The 13,811-nt window shown below is 69.4% G+C and carries 11 protein-coding genes; 5 read left to right on the top strand and 6 right to left on the bottom strand.

Annotation, left to right across the window (positions count from 1 at the left end; all coding sequences use genetic code 11):
* Positions 1-102 precede the first annotated feature (102 nt).
* On the top strand, positions 103-657 hold the full coding sequence (locus AC2YHT_RS02410; protein WP_487288001.1) for a hypothetical protein: 555 nt from the start codon (positions 103-105) through the stop codon (positions 655-657).
* 190 nt (positions 658-847) lie between these two features.
* On the opposite strand, the gene AC2YHT_RS02415 is transcribed toward AC2YHT_RS02410, so the two are convergent.
* A complete protein-coding gene (locus tag AC2YHT_RS02415; RefSeq protein WP_487288002.1) occupies positions 848-2,272 on the bottom strand; it encodes a helix-turn-helix domain-containing protein in 1,425 nt (474 codons plus the stop codon).
* A gap of 159 nt (positions 2,273-2,431) precedes the next feature.
* Here AC2YHT_RS02415 and AC2YHT_RS02420 point away from each other — a divergent pair, with 159 nt between their 5' ends.
* The 3 genes from AC2YHT_RS02420 (at position 2,432) to aceB (ending at position 6,376) form a co-directional block, all read left to right on the top strand.
* Entirely contained in the window at positions 2,432-4,045 is a 1,614-nt protein-coding gene (locus AC2YHT_RS02420) for an isocitrate lyase (RefSeq protein WP_487288003.1), read from the top strand.
* Between the two features lie 230 nt (positions 4,046-4,275).
* Positions 4,276-4,506 (top strand): hypothetical protein, encoded by a 231-nt coding sequence (locus AC2YHT_RS02425; protein ID WP_408611073.1) that lies wholly within the window; start codon positions 4,276-4,278, stop codon positions 4,504-4,506.
* Between the two features lie 289 nt (positions 4,507-4,795).
* On the top strand, positions 4,796-6,376 hold the full coding sequence (gene aceB / locus AC2YHT_RS02430; protein ID WP_487288004.1) for a malate synthase A: 1,581 nt from the start codon (positions 4,796-4,798) through the stop codon (positions 6,374-6,376).
* Positions 6,377-6,611: 235 nt separating this feature from the next.
* Here the strand turns inward: aceB and AC2YHT_RS02435 are convergent, their stop codons facing one another.
* From AC2YHT_RS02435 to AC2YHT_RS02445, 3 genes are all read right to left on the bottom strand, one after another.
* Positions 6,612-7,556 carry a polysaccharide deacetylase family protein gene (locus tag AC2YHT_RS02435; protein WP_487288005.1) on the bottom strand — a complete coding sequence of 315 codons (945 nt, stop codon included), beginning with the start codon at positions 7,554-7,556 and terminating at the stop codon, positions 6,612-6,614.
* Positions 7,557-7,679: 123 nt separating this feature from the next.
* Positions 7,680-8,225, bottom strand: a complete 546-nt coding sequence (locus AC2YHT_RS02440; RefSeq protein WP_487288006.1) for a hypothetical protein — start codon at positions 8,223-8,225, stop codon at positions 7,680-7,682.
* Positions 8,226-8,439: 214 nt separating this feature from the next.
* Positions 8,440-9,183 carry a FadR/GntR family transcriptional regulator gene (locus tag AC2YHT_RS02445; RefSeq protein WP_110117739.1) on the bottom strand — a complete coding sequence of 248 codons (744 nt, stop codon included), beginning with the start codon at positions 9,181-9,183 and terminating at the stop codon, positions 8,440-8,442.
* Positions 9,184-9,320: 137 nt separating this feature from the next.
* Here AC2YHT_RS02445 and manD point away from each other — a divergent pair, with 137 nt between their 5' ends.
* A complete protein-coding gene (manD, locus tag AC2YHT_RS02450; RefSeq protein ID WP_487288180.1) occupies positions 9,321-10,529 on the top strand; it encodes a D-mannonate dehydratase ManD in 1,209 nt (402 codons plus the stop codon).
* 372 nt (positions 10,530-10,901) lie between these two features.
* Here the strand turns inward: manD and AC2YHT_RS02455 are convergent, their stop codons facing one another.
* Together AC2YHT_RS02455 and AC2YHT_RS02460 are read right to left on the bottom strand one after the other, a co-directional pair.
* The gene (locus tag AC2YHT_RS02455) at positions 10,902-11,621 is read right to left on the bottom strand and encodes a FadR/GntR family transcriptional regulator (RefSeq protein ID WP_487288007.1); all 720 of its coding nucleotides are present in this window, start codon (positions 11,619-11,621) and stop codon (positions 10,902-10,904) included.
* Positions 11,618-13,804, bottom strand: a complete 2,187-nt coding sequence (locus tag AC2YHT_RS02460) for a glycoside hydrolase family 30 protein (RefSeq protein WP_487288008.1) — start codon at positions 13,802-13,804, stop codon at positions 11,618-11,620. The genes AC2YHT_RS02455 and AC2YHT_RS02460 overlap by 4 nt, the downstream gene beginning before the upstream one ends.
* Positions 13,805-13,811 lie beyond the last annotated feature (7 nt).

Consider the following 13,811-nt stretch of genomic DNA (forward strand, 5'->3'; position numbering starts at 1 on the left):
CTGCGCGCTTCGCGCTCCGGCCGGGATGACGATCAAAATGCAGGGTTGTGCGATTTTAAACTACATGTGTAATCTACTCGTGGCTCCACGAGGAAATCGCCCGTGTCGTTCGTCCTGCCCGTCCCCGACGCCAATGCGGGCCGCAAGCGCGCCGTCCTGGCCTGGCGCATCCTCGGCGCGGCGCTGGCCGTGAGCCTGCTGGCCGCCCTGGCCTACGCCGTCTTCGACTTCGTCCGCTTCGAGCGGGCCATGGGCGCGCTGCCGCCGGCCAAGGGCGAGGCGCTGGAACCGGCGCGGGCGCAGGCCGCTCAGCGCTGGTCGGTGGTGCATCCAGCGCTGGTGGCGCGGCTGAAGCAGTCGCGGGACCTGGAGTTGGGCGGGGTGTGGATGATGCGCGGCGGCCGGGTCTGCGGCGTGGTCAACGGCAAGACCAGCTTCGGCGGCTTCACCGGCATGACTCGGTTCTACACCGACGGGGACGTCCTGGTGTTCGCCTATGACGACCGCGGGGCTTTTCGCGAGCACTGGCATCAGTGCGATCGCGACCGCTGGGCGGTGATCCGTCCGGGCTCGGACGAGACGGGCTTCTGCGCTACGAAGTTCGGCGCGACGCGATGCCATGTGGTGCGCCGGCAGGCGACGACGATGCCGCGGTGAGGGGGCTGGTCCCCGCCATCCGCCTTCTCCCGTCATTCCCGCCCTTGTGGCGGGAACCCCTGGTTCCGTACGCACGTGAGGCGCCAGCGGACTGCTTAGCAGTCCGCCCCTTCTGCCCTTGCAGCTGACAGAGGGTTTCCCGCCACAAGGGCGGGAATGACGGGAGGTTATGGAAAGGCCGAGATCGCGATCACCGCGCGAACGGGAACGGCGTCACCGACTTGCTGGCCTCCTCCACCAGCAGCGTCCGATTGATCGGCGCCGCCGCGCGCTGGGGGCAGGCGGGGCGTTCGCAGATGCGGCAGGAGGGGCCGATCTCGACGGTCACCGGCGAGGCGATGTCGAGGCCCCGGGCGTAGACCAGCTTGGCCGCGTATTTCAGCTCGCAGCCCAGGCCGATCACCAGCTCGTCCTCCAGCCCCGCCTGCAGGCCCGACACCCGCCGCACGGTGCGCGACAGGGTGAAGTAGCGGGCGCCGTCCGGGGTCTCGATCACCTGGGTGACGATGCGGCCGGGGGTCTTGAAGCTGTCGTGGACGTTCCAGCGCGGGCAGGCGCCGCCGAAGCGCGAGAACGGGAAGGGGCCGGCGGCGAAGCGCTTGGAGATGTTCCCCGCCGCGTCCAGCCGCATCATGAAGAACGGCACGCCCCGCGCGCCCGGGCGACTGAGCGTGGTCAGCCGCTGGGCGGCCTGCTCGTAGCTGACGCCGAACCGCGGGCGGGCCCGCTCGATGTCGTAGCCGGTCGCCTCCATGGCCGCGTGGAACGGCTCGTAGGGCATCATGATCGCCGCGGCGAGGTAGTTGTCGAGGAACACCTTCAGCAGCTGCCGCGTGGCCCGGTCCGGCGCGGCGAAGCGGTCGGCCAGGCGGGTGAGGGCGTCCGGCGCCTCCATCAGGCCCAGCTGGTAGCACATGGCGAAGATGCGGCTGGCCGGGGCCAGGGTCTCCGACACCATCAGCCGCTTGCGGTGGTGGTCGTAGCGGCGCAGCGAGCCGGACATCACCTCGACCGGCATGACCCGCACCTGGATGCCGAACCTATCCAGGAGTCGCTCGCGCACGGCGGGGCCCAGGTCCTGCGGGTCGGCGTCCAGCGCCGCGACAATGGCCTCGGCCGCCGTTTCCAGCTCGGCGAAGTGGTTGCGCTGCGAGCCGACCAGATCGCGCACCCAGTCGGTGGGCGAGGACGAGACGGCCGGCGTTCCGTCCGGCCGCTCGAAGGCGCCCAGGTCGATCATCCGGCCGCGATCGAGATAGGCGCGGTAGAGGCGGGCCACCGCCTCCGCCAGGCCCGGCGACAGCTCGGCCACCTCGGCGGCCTCGTGGCGGCCGATGCCGAGGTCGGCGAACATCTTGTCGGCCAGCACCTCTTCCAGCCCCGCGCCGCCGCCGGGATCGTCGGCCGACAGGGTGCGCAGGTCCAGGTCGTAGGCTTCCGCCAGCCGCAGCAGCATCTGGGCGGTGACCGGCCGCTGGTTGCGTTCCAGCAGGTTCAGGTAGCTGGGCGAGACGCCCAGTTCCTCGGCCATGCGGGCCTGGGTGACGCCGATGTCGCGCCGCAGCCGCTTGAGCCGGCCGCCCAGGAAAAGCTTCTTGTCCGTCGTCGTGACCATGAGTGTCACGTTGTCACGGATTTACAAATTACACAAAGTCAATTCATGACAAATCGTCTTCAATAGGTTCGACCGTATCAGCCTCGCCGCGTTAGCTCCCCAAGACGAAATCACGCCCGCCTCCCAATCAGCGGGCCCCGATGGGGAAGTACGACGACCATGCGCAAGACCTACGCCGAGCACCGCCAGGACCTCCTCGCCCGCTACCCGCAGGGCCTGACGCCGGGCGGCGTCGCCATCGACGACATCATCCAGCTGAAGCTGCAGAACACCTATTCGACGCACCTGGACATCGCCCGCGACATGGCGACCGTCATGCGCGCCGACATGGCCGCCTATGACAAGGACAGCAGCCAGTTCACCCAGTCGCTGGGCTGCTGGTCGGGCTTCCACGCCCAGCAGATGATCAAGTCGGTCAAGCGCCTGCGCGGCACCACCAAGGGCGCCTACGTCTATCTGTCGGGCTGGATGGTCGCCGGCCTGCGCAACCGCTTCGGTCACCTGCCGGACCAGTCGATGCACGAGAAGACCTCGGTCGTCGACCTGATCGAAGAGATCTACGTCTCGCTGCGCCAGGCCGACGAAGTGGCCATCAACGACCTCTTCAAGGCCCTGACCGCCGCCCGCAAGGCCGGCGACCAGGTCGCCGAACAGGCCGCGATCAAGGCCATCGACGGCTTCGAGACCCACGTCGTTCCGATCATCGCCGACATCGACGCCGGCTTCGGCAACGAGAACGCCACCTACCTGCTGGCCAAGGAGATGATCAAGGCCGGCGCCTGCTGCCTGCAGATCGAGAACCAGGTCTCCGACGCCAAGCAGTGCGGCCACCAGGACGGCAAGGTCACCGTGCCGCGCGAGGACTTCATCGAGAAGCTGCGCGCCTGCCGCCTGGCCTTCGAGGAGCTGGGCGTCGACGAGGGCGTCATCGTCGCCCGCACCGACAGCCTGGGCGCGGGCCTGACCCAGAAGATCCCGGTCAGCCAGGAGCCGGGCGACCTGGCTTCGGACTACATCAAGTGGCTGAAGACCGAGGCGATCACGCCGGAAAACCCGATCCAGCCGGGCGAGCTGGCCCTGTACCGCGACGGCGAGTTCCAGAAGCCGGTGCGTATGCCCAACGGCCTGTTCGCCTTCCAGGACGGCACTGGCCGGGCCCGCGTCATCGAGGACTGCATCGCCTCGCTCACCCAGGGCGGCGCCGACCTGCTGTGGATCGAGACCGACACCCCCAATGTCGACGAGATCGCCTCGATGGTGGCCGAGGTCCGCAAGGCCGTGCCGAACGCCAAGCTGACCTACAACAACTCGCCGTCGTTCAACTGGACGCTCAATCTGCGCAAGCAGGTGCGCGACCAGTGGATCGCCGAGGGCAAGATCCATGCGGACAGCTATCCGGAAGGCGCGGCCCTGATGTCGGCCGACCTGGACGACAGCGACCTGGGTCGCGAGACCGACGAGCGCCTGGCGCGCTTCCAGGTCGACATCGCCGCCCGGGCCGGGGTGTTCCACAACCTGATCACCCTGCCGACCTTCCACCTGACCGCCAAGAGCATGGACGAGCTGTCGCGCGGCTACTTCGGCGAAGGCCGCATGCGCGCCTACGTCAACACGGTGCAGCGCGAGGAAATCCGTCGCGGCGTGTCGGCCGTGAAGCACCAGCACGAGGTCGGCTCCGACCTCGGCGACAGCTTCAAGGAAATGGTCGCCGGCGAGCGCGCCCTGAAGGCCGGCGGCGGCGCCAACACCATGAACCAGTTCGCCGCCGAATAGCGGCGAGCTTCAACCCCCAACCGGATCGGCATTCAAGCTTCGGCGCCCGTTTTCACCGTCAGATCCCCGCGAAGGCGGGGACCCAAGCTGACTTCCAGGATGGAGCACGCGCCGTGACAGGCCCGCCAGCTTCGCTTGGATCCCCGCCTTCGCGGGGAAGCTCGGAGGTGGGGCGTAGTCTGAGTGTCGATCCCCAAAGTCCCCCAAAGCCCGAACTGAGGAGAAACGTCATGACCAACGTCACGCAATTCGCTCCCGCCGCCATGCCGGATTCGTCGGCCCAGGACCGCGCCGTGGACCGTCTCGCCGAGGCCTCTCACCGCCTCAACGAAGCCGTCCGCCGCGCCATCGAGGCCGGCTACTCGGTCGAACTGGTGCGCACCTCGCGCCACCACGACGGCTCGGGCAATTGGGGCGACCAGATCGTCCCGACCATCCGGGCCACTGAAAAGAGCGCGTAAGACGCTCGATGTGTAGCGGGGAGGGAGGCGCCTGCTTCCTCCCTTCATCCGCCACTCTCAAAGCACCTTTCCATTGCCTTCCTGGGCCTCGTGCCCAGGATCCATCTGTCGGCCCGCGAGGCGTTGACGGACGTGCTCAAAAGGCCGCCGCTGCGCCTGGCTCCCCCCTGGATCCTGGGCACAAGGCCCAGGAAGGCGAAATTGGGATAGGCTTGGATGAGCTTCGGCCCGCCTCCGGGCCCTATCGAAATTTGCAGTACCTCCGCGTCACCACACCACGGAACACGCCATGCCCCTCGACATCGCCGCCAACGTCCAGATCCTCGGTCCGATCGAGGGTCGCGCGGTAGAGATCCTGACGCCCGAGGCCGTGGCCTTCGTGGCTGACCTGCACCGCCGCTTCGACGCTCGCCGCCGCGCCCTGCTGGCCGCGCGCGAGGCCCGGCAGGTCCGGTTCGACGCCGGCGAACTGCCCGATTTCCTGGCCGAGACCTCGCATGTCCGCGCCGCCGACTGGACCGTCGCGCCGATCCCGGCCGACCTCCAGGACCGCCGCGTCGAGATCACCGGTCCGGTCGACCGCAAGATGATCATCAACGCCCTCAACTGCGGGGCCAAGGTGTTCATGGCCGACTTCGAAGACGCCACGGCCCCCACCTGGGCCAATGTCGTCGAGGGTCAGGTCAACCTGAAGGACCGCTGGAACGGCGTCTTGGACCACGTCGATCCGAAGTCCGGAAAGGCTTACGCGCTGGGAGCCAACCCGGCCGTCCTGAAGGTCCGGCCGCGCGGCTGGCACCTTCCCGAACGCCACCTCGAAGTCGACGGCGCGCCTGTCGCCGGCGCGCTGTTCGACTTCGGCCTCTATGTCTTCCACAACGCCCACGCCGCCATCGCCAAGGGCTCGGGCCCGTACTTCTACCTGCCCAAGCTGGAGAGCCATCTCGAGGCGCGGCTGTGGAACGAGGTGTTCGTCCGCGCCCAGGAGGCCCTGGGCCTGCCCGTCGGGACCTTCAAGGCCACGGTGCTGATCGAGACGATCCCGGCCGCCTTCGAGATGGACGAGATCCTGTTCGAGCTGAAGGACCACATCGTCGGTCTCAACTGCGGCCGCTGGGACTACATCTTCTCGTTCATCAAGCGCCTGGGCCGCCGGCCTGAGTTCCTGACGCCGGACCGCTCGGCCATGGTGATGGGCAAGGCGTTCCTGGGCGCCTATTCGCTGAAGCTGATCCAGACCTGCCACCGTCGCGGCGCCTTCGCGATGGGGGGCATGGCCGCCCAGATCCCGGTCAAGGGCGACGAGGCCGCCAACCAGGCCGCCTTCGCCAAGGTCCGCGCCGACAAGGAGCGCGAGGCCGGGGCCGGCCACGACGGCACCTGGGTCGCTCACCCGGATCTCGTGCCGGTGGCCATGGAGGTCTTCGACCGCCTGATGCCGGCCCCCAACCAGCTCGACAAGACGCTGGAGGGCCTGGAGATCACGCAAGCCCAGATGCTGGAGCTGCACGACGGCGCCCGCACCGAGACCGGCGTGCGCGAGGCCATCCGCGTTGGCGTCCGCTACACCCAGGCTTGGCTTGAAGGCCGCGGGGCCGTGCCGCTCTACAACCTGATGGAGGACGCGGCGACCGCCGAGATCTGCCGCACCCAGCTGTGGCAGTGGGTGCGCCTGGCCGCCGAACTCGACGACGGCCGCGTGCTGACTTCGGAGCTGTTCATCGGCCTGTTCACCCAGGAGATGGGCGACCTGCGCCGCGAGCACGGCTCGCCGAAGCTGGAGGAAGCCGCGCACCTCTTCACCCGCATGGTGCTGGAGGAGGGGATGGAGGAGTTCCTGACCCTGCCGGCGTATGAGCTGATCGCGTAGAGCGCTCGATTCTTTCGACCCATAACTTTCAGCCCGTCATCCCGGAAAGCGCGCAGCGCTTATCCGGGACCCAGGGGCGGCCGCACTGTCGTAGAGGCTTCTTCGCGGTGGCCGGCGCAATGCGGCGACTCCTGGGTCCCGGCTCTCCGCTGCGCTGCGGCCGGGATGACGATCTGGGGTGCGGGGCGGCAGGTCGGGCCGGGCCTGTCGCTCCGCCATCCGCCTTAGGACGCTCTCAACGACACAGCCCCTGCGGATCCACCGGCTTGCTCAGCGGCGGCGGCAGGGCCGATAGGTCGACGCCGGTGTTGCGGGCCGTGCGCTCCATGATCCCGTCGCCGCCGAGCCACTGCTCGGCTTGCGCATAGGCCGGGTCCTTCTGGGCCGCTTCCAAGGTCACGTAACGGGCGCCGGCGGCGTCGAGGCGGTCGAGCACCTGCGGCAGCATTCGCGCCGACCAGCCGCCGACATGGGTCAGCAGCACCTGGGGGATCACCCGGCCGTAGACCTTCAGCGACACCGCCCGCATCCGCACCAGGGCGTCGTCGACGCCCTTGAGGTACTGGTCTTCCATCAGCTTGATCGCGGCCGTGTCGTTCTTGGCGGCGCAGCGGGCGTAGGCGTCGGTATAGGCCCAGTCGTCGAACGAGACGCTGACGTGGGCGATCCTGTAGCCGTGGGCCTTAAGCCAGGCGGCCGCGCCGTCGTGGCGCTCGCGCGTCGCGCCGGTGGAAAGGTTGGGAAACCTCAGATACCGCCAATCCTGGCCCTGCATCCGCGAGGCCACGGCCGGCTCGCCGGCTTGCAGGTCGGCGATCCAGGCGTCGAGGCTGGCGGCCCTGTCGATGTTGAGGTGGGTGGCGGTGTGGTTGCCCAGCTGATGGCCGGCGGCGCGCCAGGCGTCCAGCGCGGCGAGGCTGTCGGGATCCCTGGCGTTGGCGGCGTTGACGAAGCCGAAGGCCTCGACCACGCCGTGGGCCTTGAAGAGGGCCATGTGGTCCCGGGTGATCGACAGCCGGGTCATGCCCGGCGGCAGGGCGCCGTGGTCGGGCAGGTCGTCGACCGTGACGGCGACGTCGAAACGTTCAGGTGGAGCGGCGAGGGCAGGGCCGGCGACCAGAGCCAGCAGCAGGGGCAAGGCTGTGGCGGCGCGCGCGATCTGGCGGCGGCTGGGCGTCATGAAGCTTTCCCCCGGACTGTCCTGGGCTCCGTCCCTATCAGGTCGAAAGCGGCCTTGGCCAGGGCGTCAGGGCGTTTCCCGCGCAATTGGTATGGCCAATTGTCCGCAGGTTGCATCCGGCCCTCAAGCGCGGTGCAGCCGGTGCATGTCGTCGCGCCGCAGGCCGCCGATCGCGGCGGCGACGCTGGCGGCGAAGGCGCTGGTCAGGGCGCCGATACCCAGGAACAGCGAGATCTGCGCGGCGATCTGGCCGGCGCGCAGCAGCTCGGCCGGGGCCAGGGTGTCGGGCGGGCTCACCGGCGGCGAGGCGGTCAGGGCGCCGAGCAGCAGCAGGGCCACGACGCTGGTCGCCCAGGCCAGCAGGCCGTGGGCGGTGTCACGGAAATGCACCTCGTGGTCATGGACGTGCAGCCACTTGGTCCGCAGCCGTCCGGCCAGGTAGCCGCCAAGCATGCTGGCCACCACCTGGCAGGCGACGAAGACCGCGCCGACCAGCGGGGTGAAGTCGGCCGCGGTCAGCCCGGTCGGCCAGCGCGGGGCCATCTTCAGGCCAAGGCCGGCGGCCAGCGACACCAGCACGAACAGCAGGGCCACGCTCGCCGCGGCGCCGGCCAGGACGGCGTCCCAGCTGACGGCGGATTGGTGCTCTTCGGGGACGAGGTCCGACATCCGATCTGCTCCCGCCGGCTCAGAAGTGATGCGTGCAGAAGGCGAGCAGCAGGATGATCGGCAGGGGCACGCCGAGCAGCATCAGAAGGATCGATCGCATGGCCGGGTCATCCCTGCGCGAGGTGAGGGCGGAGCCCCTTTCGAGGCGGCGCCTGTTGCTCGCTGAACGGCCCCGGTCGGCCAATCGTTCCGGCCCCGCCGCGCGGGGCGCGCCTCAGGTGTAGCGGTCGCGGGTGGCGGCGATGCGGGCCTTGGCCTCTTCCAGCTCCTGCACCTCGGTCGCCGCCAGCAGCGAGTTGAGCACGCGCGTGAGGTGGCGGCGCATGGCGTCGCGGGCGTCTTCCGAAGAGCCGGCGCGCAGGGCGGTGACGATGGCCGTGTGCTCGTCGATGCGCGGGATCACCCCTGCGGCGTGGGCCTTCTGGCCCATCAGCTTGGTCTGGGGCGAGCGGGCGCGGGCCTCCCACAGCATCTCGACGGCGGCGATCATGGCGCTGTTCTGGGTCGAGGCGGCGATCAGCATGTGGAAGCGGCGGTCGGCGTCTTCGGCGCGGTCGACGTCGCGGGCGTTCTCGGCCTGCATCTCGATCACGAGGCGGTCGAGTTCGTCGAGGGCCTCGTCGTCGATGCGCTTGGCGGCCATGGCGCAGGCCTCGGCCTCGATGGCGCGGCGGGCCTCCAGCAGCTCGAACGGGCCGATGTCGGTGTCGCCGGCCTGGCCCTGGGCGGGAAGCTGGGCCTTGACGTAGACGCCCGAGCCCAACCGCACCTCGACCAGTCCGTCCAGCTCCAGCGCGATGATGGCTTCGCGGATGGTCGGGCGGGACACCGAATAGGTCTGGGCCAGGTCGCGCTCGGACGGCAGGCGCTGGCCGACGGCATAGCGGCCCTCGGCGATCTGGCCGGCCAGATCGCGGGCGACGCGTTCGTAGAGACGGCCTTCGACCTTGGTGGACATAAGCGACCTTATAAATTGGTCAGGCCAATATGGACAGGCCGAACCGCTGGGACTATTGAACTCCCATGGAAGACCACGGGAATCTCGACGTGCATACTAGTCAAACCCAGCCGTTCAAGGCAGCCGGTCTGCCGCCGCTGCGAATTACGGCGGCGCGGGTGATCGTCACCTCGCCCGGCCGCAACTTCGTCACCCTGAAGATCGAGACCGACCAGGGCGTCTACGGCATCGGCGACGCCACCCTGAACGGGCGCGAGAAGGCGGTGGTTTCCTATCTGGAAGACCACGTGATCCCGGTGCTGATCGGCCGCGACGCGCGCCGTATCGAGGACATCTGGCAGTATCTCTATCGCGGGGCCTACTGGCGTCGCGGTCCGGTGACCATGCGGGCCATCGCCGCCGTCGACGTGGCCCTGTGGGACATCAAGGCCAAGGCGCTGGGCGCGCCGCTGTACGACCTGCTGGGCGGGCGTTCGCGCGACGGCGTGCTGGTCTACGGCCACGCCAACGGCTCGGACCTGGAAGACACCGTCGAGGCCGTCGGCCGCTATATCGACGCCGGCTATAAGGCCGTGCGCGCCCAGTCGGGCGTGCCGGGGCTGGATCTGGCCTACGGCGTGGGCCGCGGCGACATGTACTACGAGCCGGCCGACGCCACCCTGCCGACCGAGACCACCTGGGACACCCGCAAGTACCTGCGCTACCTGCCGACCCTGTTCGAGGCGCTGCGCAAGGAGCACGGCTTCGACGTGGCCCTCCTGCACGACGGCCACCACCGGATGACCCCGCGCGAGGCCGCCCAGCTGGGCAAGAGCCTGGAGCCCTACGACCTCTTCTGGCTGGAGGACTCCACTCCGGCCGAGAACCAGGAAGCCTTCCGCCTGATCCGCCAGCACACCACCACGCCGCTGGCCGTGGGCGAGGTGTTCAACACGATCTGGGACGCCAAGGACCTGATCCAGGAACAGCTGATCGACTACATCCGCACGACCATCGTCGGGGCCGGCGGCCTGACCCACCTGCGCCGCATCGCCGACTTCGCCTCGCTGTGGCAGGTGCGCACCGGCTGCCACGGCGCCACCGACCTGTCGCCGGTGACCATGGGGACCGCGCTGCACTTCGACACCTGGGTTCCGAACTTCGGCATCCAGGAATACATGCGCCACTCGCCCGAGACCGACGCGGTGTTCCCGCACGACTACCGCTTCGATAAGGGCCTGCTCTACGTCGGCGACACCCCCGGCCACGGCGTCGACATCGACGAGGCCCTGGCGGCCAAGTACCCGTACGAGCCGCGCCAGCTGCCGGTGGCGCGCCTGGAAGACGGGACGATGTGGAACTGGTGATCCTTGGACCCTCTCTCTTTGAGAGAGGGAGGGGCCCACGCCGCAGGCGTGGGAGGGTGAGAGGTTACACTCTCTCCGAATGGAGCGCGGGCCTGACTACACTCGCCTTCCTAGGCCTTGTGCCTAGGGTCCAGGGCTCCGCCGCCCAGATCGTCGCCCAGTTCACGACCACGCCGGTGGTGTTCTGCTTGAAGGCGCCGAGCCTGGCTCGGCCATGGATCCTCGCCACGAGGGCGAGGAAGGCGGGAATTTTAGGACAAGGGCCGTCTCGAAAGGGGCGGCCTTTTTCATGGGCAAGACGGCCAGCGGTGAAACCTCTCACCCTCCCACCGCTTCGCGGCGGGCCCCTCCCTCTCTCCCAGAGAGAGGGTTTCAGGTCGGCCGCCGGCGCTGCATCCGCGTCAGGTCCAGCGGCTCCAGGATCCGCAGCAGCAGGTCGCGCATGGCGGCTTCGGCGTCGGCGGGGCGGCGGGCGAGGATGGCGTCGGCGATGCGGGCGTGGGCGGGCAGGTGCTGGTCGGCCTGCTGCTCGATCCCCGGCCGCTGGGCGCCGAAGCGCAGGGCCGCCTCGATGACGTCGCGCATGTGGCGGTGGAAGCGGTTGCCGCTGGCCTCCAGCACGGCCACGTGGAAGGCGATGTCGGCCGTCAGCGGATCCTCGTCGCCCTGCTCGGCGGCGGCCATGCGGGCCAGGGCCTGCTCGATCCCGGCCCGCCGGCGGGCGTCGGCCTCGCGGGCGGCCAGCGCCGCAGCCATCGGCTCGACGCTGAGCCGCAGCTGGGTGAACTCGATCAGCAGGTCCAGCGAGAACTTCCGTGTACGGATCCACGACAGGATGTCGGGATCCAGCAGGTTCCAGTCGTCCTCGGCGTTGACCGTGGTGCCGCGCCGCGCGCGGCTGGCCACCAGGCCCTTGGCGATCAGCATCTTCACCGCCTCGCGCACGACGGTGCGGGAGGTCTGGTAGCGATCGCAGATCTCGGTCTCGGTGGGGAAGGCCCGCACGGCGAAGGCGCCGGTGACGATCAGCTGGCCCAGGTCGTTGGCCAGGGTCTGGCTGAGGGTTCCCGCCGTGGTCAGCGAACGCGTCACGAGCGGGCTCCGTAGATGGGCGATTGGCGGGGCGAGGGAAGGGACGGGCGCGGCGTCGGCGCGCCCACCGCCTTGACGGTCAGGTCGTCGAACCAGGGCGTGGAGAGCCGGGTCTTCTCGGCGCCGGCCAACAGGCCCGTCATGCCGGCGGGGTAGAGGCTGTTCTCAGCGGTCAGCACCGGGGCGTCGTTGACGAGGCCGGTGATGCGCGGACCCTGGAAGCGCAAGGCCAGCCGCAGCCAGCGGCCGGGTCCGGCGCCGGCCAGGACGGTGTCGCCCAGCACCAGTTCGCCGCCCTCGCCCTCGAACCTGCCGGCCTTGATCAGGGCCTGCTGTTCGGCGTCGCCCACGGCCTTCTTCGGATCCTTCTTGCCGCGAATGGCGACGAGCCGGCAGCGGCCGTCGTGGGCCAGCTCCAGGAAATAGCCCTTGGGTACGAAGCCGTAGCCCGTGCCGACGTGGTTGATCCTGCCCATCACGGCGGCGGTGTCGCCGGGGTTCAGCCAGACGGTGGCCGAGACCTCGTAGTCGCTCCAGTCGGCGTCGCCGAGAATGGTGTAGGGCCGCCAGTCCGGGGCCCAGGAGATGGTCGGGATCGGAACCACCTGGCGCAGGCAGCGGCCGGCCTTGCCGTCCGGCCGGTCGGCAAGCTCGAAGGCGCCGGCGATGTCGGCGGTGTAGCGCGGCAGCCAGCCGTGGGCGGCGGGCCGGGCGTAACTGGCGAAGGTCTCGCGATAGGGGAACGGGAAGCGGGCCGGCGGCGGCGCGGCCTCGAACGATCCCTTGCGCTGGCCGCGCGTGGTCGACAGCGAATAGATGGCGTTGGGCGCCAGGGTGATCGTGACGGCCCCGTCCTCGATCGCCAGGTCGCCCTGGCGCACGAACTGCTCGGCCGCGTCGCTGCGCCAGACGCACAGGGGCTTGTCGGAAAGCCCGCCGCCGACGGCGATGCGCAGCGTCTGCGGACCCTGCGCGTCCTTGGTCTCGACGATCAGGCTCCAGTCCTCGCCTGGCGACTTCAGCGTCACGTAGGAGCCGCCCCCAGGCAGCATGCCGCAGCCGCCGGCGAGATAGGTCCAGCCGACCTGGCTGAACTGGCCGTAGTGGGCATAGCCCCACAGCGCCTCGCGCACCTTGTAGTGGCCGCTCCACGGCTGGTGGGCGAGGACGGCGGCGGGGTCTTCCGGATAGGGCTCGATCGGATAGACGCCGGCGATGTCGTACCAGTTGACCACCTTGGTCGCGCCGCTGAGGACGAAGTTGTGGTTGAAGGCGCGGACGATGCCGATCGTACAGTCGAAGCCCTTCAGATAGACGTGGTCCTCGGTGTTCCAGATCGGCTTGCCCATCGCTTTGGCCATGGCCTGCACCTCGGCCGAGGCGTGGGCGTTGGCGTAGAAGACGTGGGCGCCGATGACGTCGATGGCGTCGCGCAGCTGCGGGTCGGCGGCCATTTCGGCGACGAAGTCGAGCTTGTCCTTGGGCCAGTTGTCGAAGGCGTGCAGCCTGACCTTGGCGAAGCCGCGCTGGTTCAGCGCCTGGCGGAAGGCCTTCACGAACGGATAGTCGGCGCCCTTCTCGTTGCGGCAGCCGATGGCGTCCATCTCCAGGCCGTGGACCGAGCGCAGGCCCTCCAGCCACTTGATGTAGTAGTCGATGGTGTCGGCCGACCAGAACTGGCCGCCGCCCAGCCAGCCGGGCGCGCTCCAGGCCGCGCCGTCGAGGCTAAGGGCGGGGTTGCGCTTCCTGGCTTCGCGCAGGATCCACCACGTGTAGCCGCGCTCGTAGCTGAGGTCGCCGCGGGCATGCATGTGGCTGGGCATCGAGCCCTGCGTGGAATTGCCGTCGCCGGGGATCTCGACCAGCAGGGCGCTGACCGAAGCGCCGAATTTCGGCTTGTAGAGCAGGTCGAGGATCTGGCCGCGCTGGGGCTCGGGATAGTCCTTCAGCAGCACCGAGGTGGCGCCGCCGCCATTGACCACGCCGATCCCGTCGAAGCGCGGGCCGCCGGCGTCGCCGCGCAGGGTGATCACGTGCTCGCCCGCGTCCTGAGTTGGCGCGGCGAGGGCGCGGCCGGCGAAGGCGTGGCAGAGGATCGAGGTCGCGCCCAGCAGGTGCAGGCGGCGCGAGAGGTCCGGTCGGCCGGACGGCGGGCGGGGCCCGCGAGACTTCCAGATCGCCATCGGTGAG

This window comes from Caulobacter sp. SRI_008, assembly GCF_057586355.1.

Bases quoted from the DNA above. Each gene is read 5' to 3' on its own strand.
- AC2YHT_RS02415 (WP_487288002.1), bottom strand. From the start codon at position 2,272: ATGGTCACGACGACGGACAAGAAGCTTTTCCTGGGCGGCCGGCTCAAG.
- AC2YHT_RS02420 (WP_487288003.1), top strand. From the start codon at position 2,432: ATGCGCAAGACCTACGCCGAGCACCGCCAGGACCTCCTCGCCCGCTAC.
- AC2YHT_RS02425 (WP_408611073.1), top strand. From the start codon at position 4,276: ATGACCAACGTCACGCAATTCGCTCCCGCCGCCATGCCGGATTCGTCG.
- aceB (WP_487288004.1), top strand. From the start codon at position 4,796: ATGCCCCTCGACATCGCCGCCAACGTCCAGATCCTCGGTCCGATCGAG.
- AC2YHT_RS02435 (WP_487288005.1), bottom strand. From the start codon at position 7,556: ATGACGCCCAGCCGCCGCCAGATCGCGCGCGCCGCCACAGCCTTGCCC.
- AC2YHT_RS02440 (WP_487288006.1), bottom strand. From the start codon at position 8,225: ATGTCGGACCTCGTCCCCGAAGAGCACCAATCCGCCGTCAGCTGGGAC.
- AC2YHT_RS02445 (WP_110117739.1), bottom strand. From the start codon at position 9,183: ATGTCCACCAAGGTCGAAGGCCGTCTCTACGAACGCGTCGCCCGCGAT.
- AC2YHT_RS02460 (WP_487288008.1), bottom strand. From the start codon at position 13,804: ATGGCGATCTGGAAGTCTCGCGGGCCCCGCCCGCCGTCCGGCCGACCG.